Consider the following 18,878-nt stretch of genomic DNA (forward strand, 5'->3'; position numbering starts at 1 on the left):
AAAAAAAAATATGATTATAGAACCTAGAATGAGAGGATTTATTTGTTTGACATCACACCCAAAAGGATGCGAGCAAAATGTTAAGAATCAAATAGAATATATCAAATCAAAAGGGCCAATTGCCGGAGCTAAAAAAGTATTGGTTATTGGTGCGTCTACAGGTTTTGGATTGGCTTCCAGAATTACAAGTGCATTCGGATCTGATGCGGCTACAATTGGAGTGTTTTTTGAAAAACCGCCAGTTGAAGGAAAAACAGCTTCTCCGGGTTGGTACAATTCTGCTGCTTTTGAAACAGAAGCTCATAAAGCAGGTTTGTATGCAAAAAGTATCAATGGAGATGCTTTTTCTAATGAAATTAAAAGACAGACTTTAGATTTAATAAAAGCAGATTTAGGACAAGTAGATCTTGTAATTTACAGTTTGGCTTCACCGGTAAGACAACATCCTGTAACAGGAGTTTTACACCGTTCTGTTTTGAAACCAATCGGACAAACATTTACCAATAAAACAGTTGATTTTCATACCGGAAATGTAACAGAAGTTTCGATCGCACCTGCTAATGAGGAGGATATTGAAAATACTGTTGCTGTAATGGGTGGTGAAGACTGGACAATGTGGATCGACGCCTTAAAAGAAGAAAATTTATTAGCAGAAGGAGCTACAACAGTTGCTTATTCGTATATCGGACCAGCATTGACTGAGGCAGTTTACCGTAAAGGAACAATTGGTCGCGCAAAAGATCATTTAGAGGCTACTGCGTTTTCTATCAGTGACAGCTTAAAGTCGGTAGGAGGGAAAGCATATGTGTCTGTAAATAAAGCTTTGGTTACTCAGGCAAGTTCTGCAATTCCGGTTATTCCGTTGTATATTTCTCTTTTGTATAAAATTATGAAAGAAGAAGGAATTCACGAAGGTTGTATCGAGCAGATTCAACGTTTGTTCCAGGACAGATTGTATTCCGGATCAGAAGTTCCGACAGATGAGAAAGGAAGAATCAGAATCGATGATTGGGAAATGCGTGATGATGTTCAGGAAAAAGTGGCTAAACTTTGGTTAGAAGCAACTACAGAATCTTTACCGGGAATCGGTGATTTGGCCGGATACAGAAACGACTTCTTAAATTTATTCGGATTTGAATTTGCAGGAGTTGATTACAAAGCAGAAGCAAACGAAGTTGTAAATATTGAAAGTATTAAATAAGTACAGATCAACAGATATAAAACCATCAACCATAAGTTGATGGTTTTTTTGTGAATATACCATATCTTTGTTGAAATTTTCAAATTTAAAACAGTTACCACTTTAATACCCCCTATTCCGTTATGATTTTTTCTTTAATTATACCCGTGTATAATCGACCAGACGAAGTTGATGAGCTTTTAGAAAGTTTATCCAAGTCTGATTATAATGAAGCTTTTGAAATTGTTCTTGTCGAAGATGGTTCTTCAGTACCATGTAAAGATGTTGTGATGACGTATCAGGGAAAACTTAATATTTCTTATTATTTCAAAGAAAATTCAGGGCCCGGAGATTCAAGAAATTTTGGAATGCGAAAGGCGAGAGGTGATTATTTTATCATTTTTGATTCAGATTGTATTATTCCGTCTAATTATCTGACCGAAGTTCGAAAAGAATTAGATAAAAATTATGTAGACTGTTTTGGAGGACCTGACAAGGCACTTGATAGTTTTTCTAACATTCAAAAAGCGATAAACTTTGCTATGACTTCCTTTCTTACAACCGGAGGAATTCGTGGTGGATCTGAGAAAATTAATAAATTTCAGCCAAGAAGTTTTAATATGGGGATTTCAAAGAAAGCTTTCGAGATTTCAAATGGTTTTGGAAATATTCATCCCGGAGAGGATCCTGATTTATCGATTCGTTTGTGGAATTTAGGATTTGAAACCCGATTGTTTCCAAACGCATTTGTATATCATAAACGTAGAATAGACTGGGAAAAATTCTCTGTTCAGGTGCATAAGTTTGGAATCGCGAGACCTATTTTAAACAGTTGGTACCCAGAGCACAATAAGATTACTTTTTTCTTTCCTACTGTGTTCTTAATTGGGTTATTAGTAGCTTTTTTATTGTTAATTTTTAATATTGACCTTTTCTTACAATTATATTTTGTATATTTCGCTATTATTTTTATTGTAGCCAGCATTCAAAATAAGAGTATTAAAATCGGGTATTTGTCGGTAATTGCAGTTTGGAAACAATTTTATGGTTATGGAACAGGATTCTTAAAATCATTTGTTAAGATTATTCTTTTAAAGAAAAAACCACAAGAAGCATTTCCTCGTATGTTTTTTAAATTATAGTATGACAAAAGTTATTGGTTTGACGGGTGGCATTGGAAGTGGTAAAACAACAATCGCGAACTATTTTAATGAGTTGGGGGTTCCGGTTTATATCGCAGATGACGGCGCCAGAAAAGTAATGCAGTCTGAAAATATCATTAAGGAGATCAAAGCGATTTTTGGAGAGGTAGTTTTTGAGGATACTATTTTAAGCAGACCTAAACTGGCAGAGATTGTGTTTAAGGATAAGGAAAAATTAAACCAATTGAATTCGATTGTGCATCCTGCCGTAAAAGAGGATTTCGAGGCATGGTTATTGAGTCACAAAAATGACGAATATGTAATTTACGAAGCTGCAATTTTATTTGAAAGCGGGCGTTATAAAGAATGTGATTTTATAATAACAGTTACTGCTCCGGAAGAAGTAAGAATAAAAAGGGTATTAGAACGTGACAATACCACAAGAGAGCACGTTTTAAGCCGTATGAAAATGCAATGGAATGATGAAAAACGCATTTCTGGAAGCAATTTTGTAATTAATAACGAGAATCTTGAAAAAGCTAAAGAAGAAGTTGTTAAAATTCTTAAAATTTTAAATATAAAACAAAAACAGTCTTAAATGTTAATATTTGGTTAATGTATTATTTAGTATATTGTTAAAATATTAATTTTGTTTCGATGAATAAATTATTTTTTAGAATACTTGTTTTACTAATGAGCTTGTCCTTAATTGGGATAATTCTGGTTCAAGTATATTGGTTTAACTCGTCTTTTAAAAATAATGACGAACAGTTTAAGTATCATGTTACTCAGGTAATTGGAAATGTTGCAGACAAACTTGAACAGCAGGAAGAGTACAGTTTTTATGACAAATACAACAGAATAAAAGACAGTACCGGTAAAATTCCCAAAAAAGAAGATTTGCTTCAGGTTTATTATGTTCAGAGAAATACGAAAACAAATAAGACCATTATTTATTCTAATACACTGACATCTGAGGATTACGATATTAGCGGTTCGCTTTTTAATAAAAAATTCAGCAGCGAGAGATTTAAAAACTTCAGTGCAAAACGAGTTACAGAAGTTTATAACAATAATAATAGTGTTGATAATAATTCTCTGAATCAAACAGTTATACCGGATCTTAAAATCGAGAAATCAGGTAGTTTAGACATATTAAATAAAGTACAACAACAAATTCAGTACAAAGATATTGCTTCTTTAACCCCAATAGAAGGAAGAATAACTGGAGATAAGCTTCAAAAACTATTAAAAAAGGAATTAGAAGAATATGGTGTTAAAACCAAATTCGAATATGGTGTTTTAAATAGTGGCCTGGCAACAAAGGTAAAATCTGAAGGTTTTCATTATGATAAGGATGCGAGTTATCACGTACCTATATATACAGATAATGAAGGAAATAGTAAGTATGAATTGTTTATTACATTTCCGCACAAAAAGAAGTTTTTATTATCTGAATTATTAAGTATTACCATACTATCAATAATTTTTACATTAATTATAATAGTAGCCTATACAAGTGCGTTAAATCAATTATTGCGACAGAAACATATTTCTGAAATCAAAACAGATTTTATAAATAATATGACGCATGAGTTTAAAACTCCGATTGCAACAATAAATTTGGCGCTTGACGCCATTAGAAATCCTAAAATTATTGAAGATAAAGAAAAAGTGTATCGTTATCTTCAGATGATTAGGGATGAAAATAAGAGAATGCATGCGCAAGTCGAAAATGTTCTTAGAATCTCTAAATTAGAAAAAAGAGAATTGGATATTACAAAAGAGCCAACCGCAGTTCATGATATTATTGATGATGCAATTGAGCATGTAAATTTAATTTTAGAAGACAGACAAGGGACTGTTGTTAAGCATTTGAATGCTGCCAGAACAACCTGTCTGATCAATGAAGTTCATTTTACAAATGTTTTGGTAAATATTTTAGAAAATGCAATAAAATATTCGCCGGATACACCTGAAATTGAAATTTTTACAGAAAATGTTAAGGACATGATTCTGATAAAAGTAAAAGATAATGGTTTAGGTATGAGTAAGATTGCTCAAAAAAGAGTTTTTGAGAAATTTTACAGAGAACATACCGGAGACCTACATAATGTAAAAGGACATGGTTTAGGTCTTGCTTATGTAAAAAGGATAGTTGAGGATCACAATGGTCAAGTATATGTTGAAAGCGAAAAAGGAAAAGGTAGCACCTTTATAATAAAAATACCATTAATAAATTAAAATATGGAAAATAATAACAAAAGAATACTTTTAGTAGAAGATGACCTTAATTTCGGGGCAGTTCTTAAAGATTATCTAATGTTAAATGACTTTGAAGTTACTTTAGCTAAAAACGGTATGGAAGGTTTCGAAAAATTCAAGAAAGATGTGTATGATTTATGTATTCTTGATGTAATGATGCCTTATAAAGATGGTTATACTTTAGCAAAAGAAATTAGAGAGAAAAACAGCGAAGTGCCAATTATCTTCTTAACTGCAAAATCGATGAAAGAGGATGTGTTAAAAGGGTACAAAGCAGGTGCTGATGATTATTTGAATAAACCTTTTGATTCAGAAGTTTTATTGATGAAAATCAAAGCTATTATCCAAAGAAAATCTGCGGATACTAAAGCAGAACAAGTACAATTTGAGTTTAATATTGGTAAATTTCACTTAAACTCTAAACTGAGATTCTTAACTTTTGAAAACGAAGAAGCAATTAAATTATCTCCAAAAGAGAATGAATTGCTTAAAATGCTTATTCTTCATGAAAATGATTTGATGCCGAGAGAATTAGCATTAACTAAAATATGGAGAGACGACAACTATTTTACTTCAAGAAGTATGGACGTTTACATCGCTAAACTTAGAAAATATCTAAAAGCAGATGAAGATGTTGAAATCTTAAACATCCACGGTGAAGGTTTCAGATTAGTTGTTAAAAGCAAAATTACTGAATAAGCAGATTCAAAATAATAAAAAAGCTCTGAGAAATCAGAGCTTTTTTTTGTATTCGTTACATTTTATTCGGGTTAGAATAAAAGTTTTGTTTTTACAAAGACTTCCTTCTTTAGTAAGACTTGAGTTTATTTTAACCGCTCGCAAAGTTTTTAGGCACGCAGATTTTGCGGATTAAGCCGATATTTTTATTTTTGGCTCGGATAAAAATAATCTGAACAAATCTGCCGAATCTGCGTGAGAAAATTTCTACGTAAACAAGGAGCTCGCAAGGATTTTTTGCTGTTGTGTTTGTTTAACCGCAAAGTTCTCAAAGCTTTATGTGAAAAGTCTTATAGTTAATCTTTGTGTACTTTGCGTGATCCTTTGTGTACCTTGCGTTTAAGCTCTTTACCGCTGAGTTTCTCAGGGTTTTATTTATGTAAAGGCTTTTATTTCCAATGTACCTGTAAGGCAAAGCAGATTTTGTCCTCTTTGGTGATGCTAAAAGTAGTGTCGGTCTCTGTTTCACTTTCATGAATAACTACAGCATCATTTAAAGAGAGTTCTTTCATGAAATTCATTTCAAAACTGCTGATTTCCTGTTTTAAAATTTTGTTTGGGTCTACATGATCTAAACACCATTCGAGATATTTTACATTATTGGCGTGGTTTACAATGTCTAAATCGGATAAATAAACCGTTTTTTCAAAAACAGATTCTTTTTCAGGATTCACATTTATTTTAGAGAAGCCTTCTACAGTGGCTCGGTTTTCAGGAAACAATTCAAAATGTTGGTAAGGTAAAGCTAGTGCTTCCGGACGACGGGCCTTAGTATTGAATACTGCCCAAAATGTTTCGCTGCCAACAATTTTTTTACCGTTTACGTACATTTCCAACGCACGAACAGAGCGTGAATTTTCAAGGCTGTTGATCCAGGTTTTTACGGTTACGGTATCCTGCCATTTTGGTAAAGCAGTTATTTCAACACGCATTCGGCTTAATACCCAGGCCTGATCAAATTCCTGCATATCAGTAAAGCTGATGCCTCCAACTTCTGAATGTGCAGCAGCGGTTAACTGTAAAAGGTTACACAAATCGGTATATTTTAAATAACCGTTAGGTGTGCATTGTGTAAAATTAATCTCCCAGTCTTTGCTTAAAACGGAAGTGAAATTTGGAGATATAGGCATTGGTGGAGGGGGAATTTTAGATTTTAGACTTTAGATTTTAGATTTTTAGTGGAAGGTTATAAGTATTAAGTATTAAGTATTAAGTTTTTCGCTTCTCACTTTTCACTTTTCACTTTCGACTGAATGTATTCTATGATTTCACTTTTTGGTGTGGCATAATCAAACCATTTTGTATTTTCATTTCGTTTAAACCACGTCAGTTGGCGTTTGGCAAAACGACGGGTGTTTTTCTTGATTTCTTCGATTGCAAAGCCAAGAGTGAATTCTTTGTCAAAATAACTAAATAATTCCCGGTAACCGACCGTTTGTAAAGCATTTAACGCTTTATTAGGATAAAGTCTTTCGGCCTCTGCAAGTAAACCGCCCTGTATCATAAGGTCAACACGTTGATTGATGCGGTTGTAAATAACAGCTCTGTCGGCTTCTAAGCCAATGAGAATCGAAGTGAAATTTCTATTGCCTTTTTTCTGATTAAGGAAAGAAGAATACGGTTTTCCGGTACCCAGACAAACTTCAGTAAATCGCATCATTCGTTGCGGATTTTGTAAAGTCTGCGGGTTTTCGGTCGTTATTTTTTGATAATAATCGGGATCTAGTTTTTTTAGTTGCTCCTGTAGATAATGAATTCCGAGTTTTTCGTAATTTGAATTTACCTCAGTTCTAATCTCAGGATCAATTTCCGGAAATTCGTCAAAACCTTTTAATACTGCATCCACATACAAACCTGAACCGCCAATTAGGATAGCGAAATCGCCTTGCTGAAACAGTACATCTAGTTTTATCAAGGCTTCTTTCTCATAATCGCCAACGGTATAATTTTCAAAAATAGATTTATTTTGAATGAAATGGTGTGGTGCAGCTTGCAGCTCTTCTTCGTGTGGAACTGCCGTACCAATAGTCATTTCTTTAAAAAACTGACGGCTGTCGCAAGATATAATCTCGCATTTGAAATGTTGTGCCAAAGCAATACTTAAGGCTGTTTTGCCTATAGCTGTTGGTCCGACGATGGTGATTAGATATTTCATATTGGTAGCCCGGAGGAGAATGCAAATCCGGAGTTATAGTTTATTTAGTGAAAAAGAGCGACTTGTGAGTTTTTTTTTTGTTTTAGGATATGGAATTAAAAGAAGGTATAGTTAACTGTTGTGTTTGGAATAGTTTTATGGATTAATTTTTTGTTAATTCGGTTCCGCATTCGTGACAGTATTTTGCGTTGTCGAAGTGCAGTTGGGCATTGCATTTTTTGCAGGTGTTTTTTGTGCTGACTGCGTTACCTTTCAAGCTGCTTTTTGCAAATTCGGCCGTAACAATTCCGGTTGGGACGGCTATAATTCCGTAACCCATAATCATAACCAGAGAGGCTAAAAATTGCCCTAAAGGTGTTGCCGGTGAGATGTCGCCATATCCTACTGTAGTGAGGGTTACTATTGCCCAGTAGATACCTACCGGAATACTGGTAAAACCACTTTCTCTTCCTTCTACAACATACATCAAAGCTCCTATAATTATAGCGCTAATGATTACAAAATAGATGAAAACAAGAATTTTTTCTTTGCTGGCTTGCAATGCTTCTTTTAACTGAAAAGACTGATGTGAAATTTGGGGTATATGCAGAATTTTGAATAATCTTAGAAACCGCAAAATTCGTACGATCGTCAGTATGCTGGTGCCCGGGAAAAAGATCGACATGTACATAGGTAAAATGGCGAGTAAATCAATAATACCATAGAAACTAAAAACGTATCGCAACGGTTTCTGAATGGCTATTATGCGCAAAATGTATTCGATTGTAAAGAATACGGTAATAATCCATTCGCATATCAATAGCTGAGAATGGTATTTGCTGTTGATGCCTTCTACAGTGTCAAGCATTACCAGAATGACACTTAATAGAATCAGACCGAGCAGTACCAGATCAAACAGACGTCCCCAAAAGGTGTTCGTGCCGTAGAGGATGATTTTGGTTTGTTCTCTAAAAATCTCGTATTTTGATTTAGGTCTTGTCATTTCTACGAAGATACGTAAAGTTTGTAAGGATTAAAAATATAGGATTTTTAACGTTTTACTTTTGCGAATGTCGTTTTGTATGATGTTTTTTACATCACGATTGTTTTGCATTGGGATAAGAATGTTTTTTAGGATCTCAATATTTGTAATTTGATAATTCAGATCATAATAAGCATATCCCTTATAGATTCCATTTTCGATCAGGATGGCGCTACGTTCGTTTATGTTTCGGCCTCTGTCAATCAAGATCATGCTTTTGTTTTCGAAGCTGTTTTCGGTTATAAATTGCTGAACTCTTTCGTTGTATACTTCGGCAGTTACTTCGCCTATACAAGCGCCATCACATTCTTTGATTTTGTATTGAAAGCATTCTTTTTTGCTTTGATACAATCCGGTTAGCTTTTGACATAAATGGTATTTTGTCGTAAACCTGAAAAGAGCGTTTTTACCTTCTTGTAAGGTAGCAAACGAGGTGATTTCTTTTTTGCGGCCGTCTGCTTTTTCAAGCTTAAGATTCATATATCCATTTTCATCTTTTTCGGCGTATAAGGCATATTGAAAAATCGTTTTTCGCTGTGAACGATTGTATCTGGGACGGTTTATTTTTATTTCCTCGCTTTCTTTTAAAAGCGCGATTAATTCGCTTCCGGTCTCGTCGTAAGTTATCGTAAAAGCTTCTTTTTGTATTTTTTTGCTCTTTGTTGTGATTCCGGTAAAATGCTGATTGATTCGTTTTTTTATATTCTGACTTTTACCAATGTAAATCAAGGTACCTTTTTCGTTATGAATATAGTATACACCTGTTTTGCTTGGCATTTGTTTCAGGAGATCCAGTAATTTTGGAGCGATTCCTTTTTCGACTTCGAGTTTTATAAAATCTTTTACGATTGTTTTCTCCAAGTCTTTTTCTAAGAGCATTTTAAACAACTTAACAGTGGCCATAGCATCGCCACTGGCACGATGTCTGTCTGCCATTGGTATTCCAAGTGCACGAACCAATTTTCCTAAACTATAAGAAGTTTGCTCCGGTATTAGCTTTTTAGAAAGTTCTACGGTACAAAGTGTTCTGGCTTCAAAATTATAACCTAAGCGACGGAATTCCGTTCGAAGAATTCTGTAATCAAAAGAAGCGTTGTGTGCTACAATGATACAGTCAGCAGTGATTTCGATAATCCTTTTGGCGATTTCAAAAAACTTAGGTGCTGATCGCAACATAGCATTATTAATTCCGGTTAATTTAACCACAAAGGGCTGAATCGGAATTTCCGGATTAACAAGGCTAATGAATTGGTCAATTACCTCATGTCCATCAAATCTATATATGGCGATTTCGGTAATTCCTTCTTCATTAAACTGCCCTCCAGTTGTTTCTATGTCTAGTATTGCGTACAAATAAATTTTAATTTTCGGTAGAGATGCACAGCAGCATCTCTACTGTAAAGACGCACTGCTGTGCGTCTTTACGATAGTTAATAATATTAGCGTCCTCCAAAAATGCTGCTGCCAATACGAACCATTGTGCTGCCACATGCTATAGCAAGTTGGTAATCGCCGGACATTCCCATTGAAATCGTTGAAATGGTAGAGATGCACTGCTGTGCATCTCTATCACGCAACGAATCAAAAATATATTTTAAATATATAAATTCTTTTTTTATTTGGTTTTGATTTTCTGTAAAAGTTGCCATTCCCATTAATCCAAGAATCCGAATGTTTTTCATTTCTTTAAATTCGGTTGATGCGAGGAGTGTGTTTAATTCGTTTTCATCAAGACCAAATTTAGTTTCTTCTTCGGCAATATGCATTTGTAACAGGCAATCAATAACTCTGTTGTTCTTTGCTGCCTGTTTGTTGATTTCCTGCAATAATTTTAAGCTGTCAACTCCATGAATCAGACTTACAAACGGAGCCATAAATTTGACTTTATTTGTTTGCACGTGCCCAATCATATGCCATTGGATATCTTTTGGCATTTGTTCCCACTTGTCTGTCATTTCCTGGATTTTGTTTTCTCCGAAAATGCGCTGACCGGCTTCGTAAGCTTCCATTAAATCGGCTACAGGTTTTGTTTTAGAAACAGCAACCAGGGTTACGTTTTCCGGTAATGTAGCTTTTATGGAATTTAATTTAGAGGCTATTGACATTTATTTAGTTCTGTTTTGGAAAGTGACACGTTTAATTTCTTATATTTCCGTGTTGGAATACAAAAAGTCTATTTCGTGATTTTCTATTTTTAAATTGTGTTTGACTTATTTTCACAAACAAATGAAAATTTTACAAAAACTGCTTCGAAATTTTTTCTGCTTTTTTGCTTTCGCTATAGTCATAAAAACCTTCACCGGATTTTACACCCAATTTTCCGGCACGCACCATATTTACTAATAATGGGCAAGGGGCGTATTTAGGATTTTTGAAACCTTCATACATTACATTTAAAATAGCAAGGCAAACATCAAGTCCAATAAAATCAGCCAATTGTAATGGTCCCATCGGATGTCCCATTCCTAATTTCATTACGGTATCAATTTCATAAACTCCGGCAACTTTATTGTATAAGGTTTCGATAGCTTCGTTTAACATTGGCATTAAAATTCTGTTAGCCACAAAACCCGGGTAATCGTTTACTTCAACTGGTGTTTTACCTAATTTCTCAGACAGATCCATGATGATTTTTGTTACTTCATCGCTAGTATTGTAACCGCGGATAATCTCTACCAACTTCATGATTGGCACCGGATTCATAAAATGCATTCCGATAACGCGTTCCGGATGTGTTACTACGGCTCCGATTTGCGTAATTGAAATCGAAGAAGTGTTTGTTGCCAGAATTGTGTTGTGTGAACAGACTTCGTTTAATTGTTTGAAAATATTCAATTTCAACTCCACATTTTCTGTTGCAGCTTCCACTACTAAATCGACGCCAACAACACCGTCTTTGATGTCGGTATAAGTAATAATATTGGTGATCGTTTTAGCAACTTCTTCAGGAGTAATAGTTCCTTTTGCTTGCATTCGATCAAGATTGGCGGCAATAGTTGCCATTCCTTTGTCTAATGATTTTTCTGAAACATCAATAAGTTTTACAACAAAACCACTTTGTGCAAAAGTATGAGCAATTCCGTTACCCATTGTTCCTGCACCAATTACAGCTATAGTCTTCATTTAGTTTAGTATTTAAATTTTAAAAAGTTAAGGTTTAAAGCGGTTTTTCTTCCCGCTTTAAACCTTAAAAGATTAGTTAGTTATGTTTTATATTATTTATCAAAGCAGTCGATGATTTGATACGCAACACGTAAAGCATCGGTAGCTTGCTCCAAAGTTACCACTGGTGTGGTATCTGTAATAATTGCATTAGCAAAGGATTCTAATTCGTCTAAAATCGCGTTGTTTTGCTCTACATCAGGATTGGTGAAGTAGATTTGTTTTTTTATACCTTCAGCATTTTGCAGAATCATATCAAAGTCTCCCGGAACTTCAGGAGCGTCTTTCATGCGGACTACCTCGCATTTTTTCTCTAAGAAATCAACCGAAATATAGGCATCTCTTTGAAAAAAACGCGTTTTGCGCATGTTTTTCAAAGAAATTCTGCTTGCCGTTAAGTTGGCAACACAACCATTTTCGAATTCAATTCGGGCATTTGCAATATCCGGAGTTTCGCTAATTACAGAAACGCCACTTGCATTGATGTTTTTTACTTTTGATTTTACAACACTAAGAATAGCATCAATATCGTGAATCATCAAATCTAAAACTACCGGAACGTCTGTACCACGCGGATTAAATTCGGCCAAACGATGTGTTTCAATAAACATCGGATTTTCGATCATATTTTTGGTTGCAATAAACGCCGGATTAAAGCGCTCCACATGACCTACTTGCCCTTTTACATTGTATTCTTTTGCTAAAGCAATGATTTCTTCTGCTTCTTCAACCGTATTGGCAATAGGTTTCTCTATAAAGATATGTTTTCCTGATTTGATGGCAACTTTTGCACATTTGTAATGCGATAGTGTTGGTGTTACAATGTCGATTACATCAACAGCATGGATTAATTTTGCAATAGTACTGAAGTTAGTGTAGCCAAATTCTTTTGAAATTCTTTCGGCATTCTCTTGATTTTCGTCGTAAAATCCAACTAATTCGTACTTGTCAGATTGTTGTAATAAACGTAAATGTATTTTACCCAGATGACCAGCACCTAAAACTCCCACTTTTAACATGATAATGTATTTTAAACAAAAATAGAATTTATTTGTTAAAAGTGAAAGTTAATGCCTTAAAGATTTAACGATTTAGTAAATCCATTCAATACAATACTTTTTGAAAAAATCAGTTGCTGAAAATAAATTCTGTGAAGCTTATTTATACGACTGATGTTCGAAGGAATACAAAAAGAAAGGGCTTAATTATTCATAATGTCACTAAAAGTGAAGAAAGAGCAGCTGTGATTTTTATCATAAAATATTAGTATTCATTAGGATTAGGTTTTTAATCAAAAATAGAGGCGAAATGGTTAAAAAGTAGTTGATAATTCATGATTTGTTTTCTTATTTTTGCCAAAAATAAAAAGACCAACTTTGAAAGATACTGCCAAACATCAAGGACTTCGTAATCAGTTAGTAAGCACTTTAGAACAAAAGGGAATAACCGATAAAGCAGTTTTGGAAGCGATTAAAAAGATTCCAAGACACCTTTTTCTTAACTCCAGTTTTGAGGATTATGCCTATCAGGACAAAGCGTTTCCTATAGGGGCCGGACAAACTATTTCGCAGCCTTATACTGTCGCTTTTCAATCACAGTTATTAGAAGTTAAAAAGGAACATAAAATTCTGGAAATCGGAACTGGGTCAGGATATCAAACTGCTGTTTTGTGCATGTTGGGTGCTAAAGTGTTTAGTGTAGAAAGACAAAATGAGTTGTTTAAGACCACTTCCAATTTATTCCCGAAATTGAATATTCGTCCCAAACATTTGTCATTTGGTGATGGTTATAAAGGATTGCCGAATTTTGCTCCTTTTGACAGTATTATTGTAACGGCAGGCGCTCCTTTTATCCCGCAACCCCTTATGGCACAGTTGAAAATAGGGGGGAGACTGGTTATTCCGCTAGGAGAAGATGTTCAGATTATGACTTTACTGATTCGTAAAAATGAAACACAATTTGAAAAACATGAGTTTGGAGAATTTAGATTTGTTCCATTATTAGAAGATAAGAATTAAGTTGATAATAAGTTGTTTGTCAGATTAAAAAAGAATAAGTAAAATATTTAGTAAAAAGGTTTCCAAATGAACAATTTAGTATTGATCATTTGGAAATTTTGCATTGGAATGAAAGCGTAATTTGTTCGTTTGATAAAGCGTCTAAAGATTATAAATTCAAAAAGGCCTTTTCTGGTATATGACTGGCTGTTTTGTTAAGAAAGTGATTTTTTTAATAGTTGATATAGCAAAGTAGGATGATATAGTTTATTGTAAAAATCATATATAAATACTGATAACCTAAATATATCTGATGAATGCTAAGTTACGGAGGTTTAGATATCGGCTACGATCATCATTTTGTAAATCGTGTTAATAAACAATATGTTAGTTTTGATGACTCTGAAACAGAAGGGATGTTATTGAAAGGTTTTGAGGAATTTACAATAGATTATAATGGAGTATGTAATTAGTTGTGGTACAGTTATCTTTTGAGATGTTTGAATGAATTTTATTTTCAGGTTCAATTGAAAGAAAAGCAATATATTATCTTAAACCTGTTTTTGTGTAATTTGAAGAATTGTTTAACTTATTAAATGTTAATTAATGGATAATTTGGAAGCTAACAGTAATTTTATTTTTTATACAAATGAAAGTGGAAATACTAATATAAATGTAGTAGTAGACAAAGATACAGTTTGGATTACGCAACTGTCAATGGCCGAAATATTTGGAGTACAGGTTCCTGCGATAAGCAAACATCTCTCAAATATTTTTGAAGAAGGAGAATTGATATACGATGGAACTGTTTCCAAAATGGAAATAGTTCAGAAAGAAGGAAAAAGAAATGTAAGGAGAAATGTAGAATACTACAATTTAGATGCTATAATATCTGTTGGGTATCGAGTGAATTCAGTTAAAGCAACTCAATTTAGAATATGGGCTACTAATGTGCTTAAAGAATATCTCATTAAAGGATTTGCATTGAATGATGACAGATTGAAACAAGGGAAAACTTTATTTGGTAAAGATTATTTTGACGAATTATTAGAGAAAATTCGTGAAATTAGAGCAAGTGAAAGGCGATTCTATCAAAAAATAACAGATTTATATGCCACTTCAGTAGATTATGATTCCAAATCAAAAATAACACAAGTATTCTTTTCTACGGTACAAAATAAATTAGAATTTGCTATAACACATTTAACTGCGCCGGAAATAATAAAAGAGCGTGCAGATTCTAAAAAGCCAAATATGGGTTTAACGTCTTTTAAAAATTCAAATACAGGAGGTAAAGTTTTGAAAACAGATGTTTGCGTAGCTAAAAATTATTTAAACGAAGATGAAATATCAGAACTTAATATTTTAGTTAACATGTATCTTGATTATGCGGAATTGCAAGCAAAAAGAAACAAATTAATGAGTATGAATGATTGGGTAAATAAACTTGATGCGTTTTTGCAATTTAACGAATATGATTTATTGAAGAATTCAGGAAAATTTAGGGCTGATGTTGCTAAAAAATTGCTGAAACTGAATATGAAAAATTTAGAATAGTACAAGACCGCGAATATGAATCAGATTTTGATAAAATTATAGAAAAGATAAAATCGACAGGAGAGCTACCAAAAGGATCTGGAACTTTGTAATGATTAATGATATTTATGTAAATCTGTACTGGTTCAATTTAATTTTGCTAAGAAATTAAAGGGAGTACTAGACATGCGATAAGATTTAAAACGCTCTATTTGGAAGATGTGAAAAAATAGTAAAGTTAGTTGTTTTTTCGGGTTTGGTTTTTTATTTAGAAACCAATCCAATAGCATAAGCCAGATTTTCTTTTTCAATTCGGAGTATGTAATTGATGAAAATTGAGGTGTCATTTGTCTGTTGACTTTGCTCTAAAACAGAGAGGTATTCATTAATACTGTCTTCATTGCTGTCAACAATGGCATAAGTGTAATTGCTTTGAAGTAAGATCCAATTAAGTGTTAAACTCGCCATTTGTATGTTTCCATGTTCAAAAGGATTGATCTGTGCTATTTTTAAGTGACTTTCAGCTGCTAAAACGATCGGATGCAGGTTGTTTTTATGGGTTTCGTACCAATTAAAAAACGAATTTATTTCACGCACAGCCAAGGCATCATTCTTGTATTTTCCTGAACTTTCGGGTTTAATTCCTTTAAATAGCAGATTGTGCAGAGCAAGGAATTCTTTTTCGTTTAAAGATGCTTTCTTCTGAATCAGAGTTTTGATATAAGCTGCTGTTTCCTGTAAATTGATAGCTTCCAGCTGCTCCTGCATGCTTTTTCCTGCAATTGTTAATCCTTCATTAATAATAGACTTTGTTTCTTCTAATGTTAAGGAGTTACCGTTTAAACGAAGGCTCTTAAAGATGAATTCTAATTCTAAAGTCTTCGAAATTTGTCGTGTTTCGAAAGGATTAAAGGATTGAATTTGATTTTTTAAGATTTCGATTTCATCTAAAGTATTCTGAAGCGAAGATAAAAGAACAGAATTGATTTCTTTTCTGTTGTTCTGAATTTCATGTTCGGCAAGCAATAAAGCCTTGAGAGCAAACTCTTCGTTTTCGATTTCGTAAAGAATTTTTTCTTTTAGCCAGGCAATCATTATTGTTTCATAATCAATTTCTAAAAGCTGGGATAATTTTAAAACCTGTTCTTTAGTTGGTCTTCGGGTGCCACTTTCAAACTTACTTATTAATGCCTGATCAATACTAAGAATTTGAGCCACTTCACGAGTTTTCAGCCCTTTTTGTTCTCTGGCATTTTTAAGAAGTGTTTTCATTAGTATGGATTATAAGTGTCTTGACAAATTTAGTCATTGTGCTAAGTATAAAAAAAGACATTATCAGAAATATTGCCTTTTTTTAGTATTGTTTACGGGTTTTATTTAGGTGGTAAAGAACCATCTTTTCTCATTTCTTTTACAACAGCCTGCATGATGGCATCAACAGATTGCCCTAAATCGGTAACATATTCTGATTTTGTAGTTCCGGTCCAGATGAGTTTATTGTCTTTTAAGGAGAAAACATTCGTTTCAACCATATAAGCAGTAGTTTCCTGATAATATCCGGGATCGTAGAAATTAGGGGAGTACATGCCATACCAGTTTCCAAAACCATAGCCATACATTCCTGTGTACATACCGTCAAAACCTCCGTAGTACATTCCGGTGTAAGTTCCAGGAACATAACTTGTTTCTTTTTCCTTGCTCACTAAACGCATCGTTATAACACCATCAAAATTTTCGTCTTGCAAAATTTTTAGCTGCTGCTCTTTGGTTAGGTGTAAGTTAGTTCCATTCATGTATTGGTACGAGGTTTTAAAGACAGGATTGCCGGCCGCAATTCTGTTTTCTGTTGTTCTTCTGGCGGCTTCATCTTTTACCAAAGCAACTACCAGAACTTTTTTAAAATGTTCCTGAGCAACGGTAATGCTAGGATCTCTCCAACTGCTTACGATTACTGTATTACTGCTACAACTTGAAAGAATTAAAACAACTAATAAAGATAAATACTTTTTCATATTTTATAATTAAAGTTAGCGTTATAGTAAAGCTAAGTATAAAATATCAAAAAAACTCTTCTTGAAAATAAAGTTGCTTTTAGTTATATGCTTTTTTAATTCGGTCCAGATCACGTTTAGTGTCCTGTTCCTTAAGGGATTCACGTTTGTCGTAATTTTTCTTTCCTTTACAAAGACCGATTTGTAGTTTGGCAAGTCCTTTTTCGTTAGTGAATAATTTTAAAGGAACAATCGTTAAACCTTTTGCCTGTACATTTTTATGAAGCGTTTTTAATTCTTTTTTATTTAAAAGTAATTTTCTCTCACTTCTTGATTTGTGATTGAATTGATTTCCAAACGTATATTCTTCAATGTAGGTGTTAATGGCAAAAAGCTCCATACCACTAAATTCGCAAAAACTTTCGGTAATATTTGCTTTTCCTAAACGAATAGATTTGATCTCAGTGCCTGATAAAACAATTCCGGCAGTATAAGTGTCGATTATTTCATAATCAAACCGAGCTCTTTTATTAAGTATATTGACTGATTTTAACATAGGTTGCAAATGTAAATAAAAATGAAATACTTTGATAAGATTAAAGCTTATTAATTCAAGATGTGAGTTGTGAGTTGTGAGAAACTGAATATAAAGTATTGTATTGTTTCAGAAAGTTCAGGGATACTTTATGTTGGTAAACAAGTTAGAATCAATCAAATAAAACGGATTAGCTTTCGTATTTACATTGTACATCACACATTTTACGTTTTGCATTTCACAGCTCAGAAGTAATACCTTGAATTAATTATTTATTTTTGTCGAAATAATTAGATATAGATTATTTAGAAAACGAGTTTAAAAAAAAATAAAATGCAAAATCAATCTAAAGATCCTTTACACGGAATTACGCTTAAAGCAATAGTCGAAAAATTGGTTAACTTTTACGGTTTTGATATTTTGGGGGAGTTGATTCCCATTAAAAGTTTTACTTCAAATCCCAGTATCAAATCTAGTCTTACTTTTTTGAGGAAAACAGATTGGGCTCGAAAAAAAGTAGAAGACTTATATATTAAATCAATTCCTAAATTTCCTGAGAATTAATTTAGTTTATACGAAAGCATAACACCTCCGCGGTAAGGAAGCCATTCTCCGCTTTTGTTCCAGTTAGGAGCTTTCTCGTATCTTCCAGGGGTTCCATCATTGTAATAACCACGATAAAATCCCTGATGCCAGCCACCGCCGACAAAAACATCCAATAAGAATTTATCTTTTATTTTGATGTTGTATCCTATAGTAGCACCCATGCGATAGCCAAATCCTTTTTCGTAGAGATTGCTATTCCAATAATTCCATTTTTGAATTTCGTATATATCCGGTCCGATATGACCTCCTACATAGAAACCATTGTATTTTTCTTTAAAATGATAACGTACTTCAGGCGTTAAAGTTACAAATTTCATAGGATGGTGGCCATTGAAAGACTCCCAAAAAGAAGCCATGACATCGACGCTAAAGGTAACTTTTTCGCCTATACCGGTTTCTATACCAACATTTGGAACACCGATAAATGCTGTTGCACCATTAAATTTTAGATAAGTCTGACTTTGTAGTTGTACAGAAAAAAAAAGAACAAAAAGAATTAAAATGTTTTTCATAAAATAGTTTTTCGCGGTAGAAAATAAGTTTCAATTAC

At 33.5% G+C, this 18,878-nt stretch carries 20 protein-coding genes; 9 read left to right on the forward strand and 11 right to left on the reverse strand.

Annotated elements, in window-relative coordinates; genetic code table 11:
• Positions 1-10: 10 nt before the first annotated feature.
• From fabV to G3A47_RS18885, 5 genes are all read left to right on the forward strand, one after another.
• Positions 11-1,201: an enoyl-ACP reductase FabV gene (gene fabV / locus G3A47_RS18865; RefSeq protein WP_166925198.1), complete on the forward strand. Its 1,191-nt coding sequence runs from the start codon at positions 11-13 to the stop codon at positions 1,199-1,201.
• Between the two features lie 122 nt (positions 1,202-1,323).
• Entirely contained in the window at positions 1,324-2,322 is a 999-nt protein-coding gene (locus G3A47_RS18870; protein ID WP_166925200.1) for a glycosyltransferase family 2 protein, read from the forward strand.
• 1 nt (position 2,323) lies between these two features.
• Complete coding sequence (gene coaE / locus G3A47_RS18875) at positions 2,324-2,920, forward strand: dephospho-CoA kinase (protein WP_166925202.1); 597 nt, start codon at positions 2,324-2,326, stop codon at positions 2,918-2,920.
• A gap of 59 nt (positions 2,921-2,979) precedes the next feature.
• On the forward strand, positions 2,980-4,566 hold the full coding sequence (locus tag G3A47_RS18880; RefSeq protein ID WP_166925204.1) for a sensor histidine kinase: 1,587 nt from the start codon (positions 2,980-2,982) through the stop codon (positions 4,564-4,566).
• A gap of 3 nt (positions 4,567-4,569) precedes the next feature.
• Positions 4,570-5,286 (forward strand): response regulator transcription factor, encoded by a 717-nt coding sequence (locus G3A47_RS18885; protein WP_166925206.1) that lies wholly within the window; start codon positions 4,570-4,572, stop codon positions 5,284-5,286.
• 428 nt (positions 5,287-5,714) lie between these two features.
• Here the strand turns inward: G3A47_RS18885 and G3A47_RS18890 are convergent, their stop codons facing one another.
• The 7 genes from G3A47_RS18890 to G3A47_RS18920 all read right to left on the reverse strand — a co-directional run bounded on the left by G3A47_RS18890 (position 5,715) and on the right by G3A47_RS18920 (position 12,682).
• A complete protein-coding gene (locus G3A47_RS18890) occupies positions 5,715-6,455 on the reverse strand; it encodes an acyl-[acyl-carrier-protein] thioesterase (protein ID WP_166925208.1) in 741 nt (246 codons plus the stop codon).
• 95 nt (positions 6,456-6,550) lie between these two features.
• Entirely contained in the window at positions 6,551-7,480 is a 930-nt protein-coding gene (gene miaA, locus G3A47_RS18895; RefSeq protein ID WP_166925210.1) for a tRNA (adenosine(37)-N6)-dimethylallyltransferase MiaA, read from the reverse strand.
• 142 nt (positions 7,481-7,622) lie between these two features.
• Positions 7,623-8,462 carry an ion transporter gene (locus tag G3A47_RS18900; protein ID WP_166925212.1) on the reverse strand — a complete coding sequence of 280 codons (840 nt, stop codon included), beginning with the start codon at positions 8,460-8,462 and terminating at the stop codon, positions 7,623-7,625.
• Positions 8,463-8,492: 30 nt separating this feature from the next.
• Positions 8,493-9,854, reverse strand: a complete 1,362-nt coding sequence (locus tag G3A47_RS18905) for an exonuclease domain-containing protein (RefSeq protein ID WP_166925214.1) — start codon at positions 9,852-9,854, stop codon at positions 8,493-8,495.
• Positions 9,855-9,940: 86 nt separating this feature from the next.
• Positions 9,941-10,606: a YggS family pyridoxal phosphate-dependent enzyme gene (locus tag G3A47_RS18910; RefSeq protein WP_166925216.1), complete on the reverse strand. Its 666-nt coding sequence runs from the start codon at positions 10,604-10,606 to the stop codon at positions 9,941-9,943.
• Between the two features lie 130 nt (positions 10,607-10,736).
• Positions 10,737-11,624 carry a 3-hydroxyacyl-CoA dehydrogenase family protein gene (locus G3A47_RS18915; protein WP_166925218.1) on the reverse strand — a complete coding sequence of 296 codons (888 nt, stop codon included), beginning with the start codon at positions 11,622-11,624 and terminating at the stop codon, positions 10,737-10,739.
• A 92-nt stretch (positions 11,625-11,716) separates the two neighbouring features.
• On the reverse strand, positions 11,717-12,682 hold the full coding sequence (locus G3A47_RS18920; RefSeq protein WP_166925220.1) for a Gfo/Idh/MocA family protein: 966 nt from the start codon (positions 12,680-12,682) through the stop codon (positions 11,717-11,719).
• A 357-nt stretch (positions 12,683-13,039) separates the two neighbouring features.
• On the opposite strand from G3A47_RS18920, the gene G3A47_RS18925 reads away from it, so the two are divergent.
• From G3A47_RS18925 to G3A47_RS18935, 3 genes are all read left to right on the forward strand, one after another.
• Positions 13,040-13,681 carry a protein-L-isoaspartate(D-aspartate) O-methyltransferase gene (locus tag G3A47_RS18925; protein ID WP_047776342.1) on the forward strand — a complete coding sequence of 214 codons (642 nt, stop codon included), beginning with the start codon at positions 13,040-13,042 and terminating at the stop codon, positions 13,679-13,681.
• A gap of 296 nt (positions 13,682-13,977) precedes the next feature.
• On the forward strand, positions 13,978-14,133 hold the full coding sequence (locus G3A47_RS18930) for a hypothetical protein (protein WP_166925222.1): 156 nt from the start codon (positions 13,978-13,980) through the stop codon (positions 14,131-14,133).
• Between the two features lie 133 nt (positions 14,134-14,266).
• A complete protein-coding gene (locus tag G3A47_RS18935; RefSeq protein WP_306783655.1) occupies positions 14,267-15,217 on the forward strand; it encodes a virulence RhuM family protein in 951 nt (316 codons plus the stop codon).
• 243 nt (positions 15,218-15,460) lie between these two features.
• Here G3A47_RS18935 and G3A47_RS18940 read toward each other — a convergent pair whose 3' ends face one another.
• From G3A47_RS18940 to smpB, 3 genes are all read right to left on the reverse strand, one after another.
• Entirely contained in the window at positions 15,461-16,468 is a 1,008-nt protein-coding gene (locus G3A47_RS18940) for a helix-turn-helix domain-containing protein (protein WP_166925225.1), read from the reverse strand.
• Positions 16,469-16,569: 101 nt separating this feature from the next.
• Positions 16,570-17,208, reverse strand: a complete 639-nt coding sequence (locus G3A47_RS18945) for a DUF4136 domain-containing protein (RefSeq protein ID WP_166925227.1) — start codon at positions 17,206-17,208, stop codon at positions 16,570-16,572.
• A gap of 79 nt (positions 17,209-17,287) precedes the next feature.
• Positions 17,288-17,743: an SsrA-binding protein SmpB gene (gene smpB, locus G3A47_RS18950; protein WP_166925236.1), complete on the reverse strand. Its 456-nt coding sequence runs from the start codon at positions 17,741-17,743 to the stop codon at positions 17,288-17,290.
• A 312-nt stretch (positions 17,744-18,055) separates the two neighbouring features.
• Here smpB and G3A47_RS18955 point away from each other — a divergent pair, with 312 nt between their 5' ends.
• Positions 18,056-18,286, forward strand: a complete 231-nt coding sequence (locus G3A47_RS18955; RefSeq protein ID WP_166925238.1) for a VF530 family protein — start codon at positions 18,056-18,058, stop codon at positions 18,284-18,286.
• On the opposite strand, the gene G3A47_RS18960 is transcribed toward G3A47_RS18955, so the two are convergent.
• Positions 18,283-18,840, reverse strand: coding sequence for a DUF3575 domain-containing protein (locus tag G3A47_RS18960; RefSeq protein WP_166925240.1), 558 nt, complete (start codon positions 18,838-18,840; stop codon positions 18,283-18,285). The genes G3A47_RS18955 and G3A47_RS18960 overlap by 4 nt on opposite strands.
• Positions 18,841-18,878: the final 38 nt, after the last annotated feature.

The sequence above is a fragment of the Flavobacterium poyangense genome (genome assembly GCF_011751075.1).
GTDB lineage: Bacteria > Bacteroidota > Bacteroidia > Flavobacteriales > Flavobacteriaceae > Flavobacterium > Flavobacterium poyangense.

Bases quoted from the DNA above. Each gene is read 5' to 3' on its own strand.
- fabV (WP_166925198.1), top strand. From the start codon at position 11: ATGATTATAGAACCTAGAATGAGAGGATTTATTTGTTTGACATCACAC.
- G3A47_RS18870 (WP_166925200.1), top strand. From the start codon at position 1,324: ATGATTTTTTCTTTAATTATACCCGTGTATAATCGACCAGACGAAGTT.
- coaE (WP_166925202.1), top strand. From the start codon at position 2,324: ATGACAAAAGTTATTGGTTTGACGGGTGGCATTGGAAGTGGTAAAACA.
- G3A47_RS18880 (WP_166925204.1), top strand. From the start codon at position 2,980: ATGAATAAATTATTTTTTAGAATACTTGTTTTACTAATGAGCTTGTCC.
- G3A47_RS18885 (WP_166925206.1), top strand. From the start codon at position 4,570: ATGGAAAATAATAACAAAAGAATACTTTTAGTAGAAGATGACCTTAAT.
- G3A47_RS18890 (WP_166925208.1), bottom strand. From the start codon at position 6,455: ATGCCTATATCTCCAAATTTCACTTCCGTTTTAAGCAAAGACTGGGAG.
- miaA (WP_166925210.1), bottom strand. From the start codon at position 7,480: ATGAAATATCTAATCACCATCGTCGGACCAACAGCTATAGGCAAAACA.
- G3A47_RS18900 (WP_166925212.1), bottom strand. From the start codon at position 8,462: ATGACAAGACCTAAATCAAAATACGAGATTTTTAGAGAACAAACCAAA.
- G3A47_RS18910 (WP_166925216.1), bottom strand. From the start codon at position 10,606: ATGTCAATAGCCTCTAAATTAAATTCCATAAAAGCTACATTACCGGAA.
- G3A47_RS18915 (WP_166925218.1), bottom strand. From the start codon at position 11,624: ATGAAGACTATAGCTGTAATTGGTGCAGGAACAATGGGTAACGGAATT.
- G3A47_RS18920 (WP_166925220.1), bottom strand. From the start codon at position 12,682: ATGTTAAAAGTGGGAGTTTTAGGTGCTGGTCATCTGGGTAAAATACAT.
- G3A47_RS18930 (WP_166925222.1), top strand. From the start codon at position 13,978: ATGCTAAGTTACGGAGGTTTAGATATCGGCTACGATCATCATTTTGTA.
- G3A47_RS18935 (WP_306783655.1), top strand. From the start codon at position 14,267: ATGGATAATTTGGAAGCTAACAGTAATTTTATTTTTTATACAAATGAA.
- G3A47_RS18940 (WP_166925225.1), bottom strand. From the start codon at position 16,468: ATGAAAACACTTCTTAAAAATGCCAGAGAACAAAAAGGGCTGAAAACT.
- G3A47_RS18945 (WP_166925227.1), bottom strand. From the start codon at position 17,208: ATGAAAAAGTATTTATCTTTATTAGTTGTTTTAATTCTTTCAAGTTGT.
- smpB (WP_166925236.1), bottom strand. From the start codon at position 17,743: ATGTTAAAATCAGTCAATATACTTAATAAAAGAGCTCGGTTTGATTAT.
- G3A47_RS18955 (WP_166925238.1), top strand. From the start codon at position 18,056: ATGCAAAATCAATCTAAAGATCCTTTACACGGAATTACGCTTAAAGCA.
- G3A47_RS18960 (WP_166925240.1), bottom strand. From the start codon at position 18,840: ATGAAAAACATTTTAATTCTTTTTGTTCTTTTTTTTTCTGTACAACTA.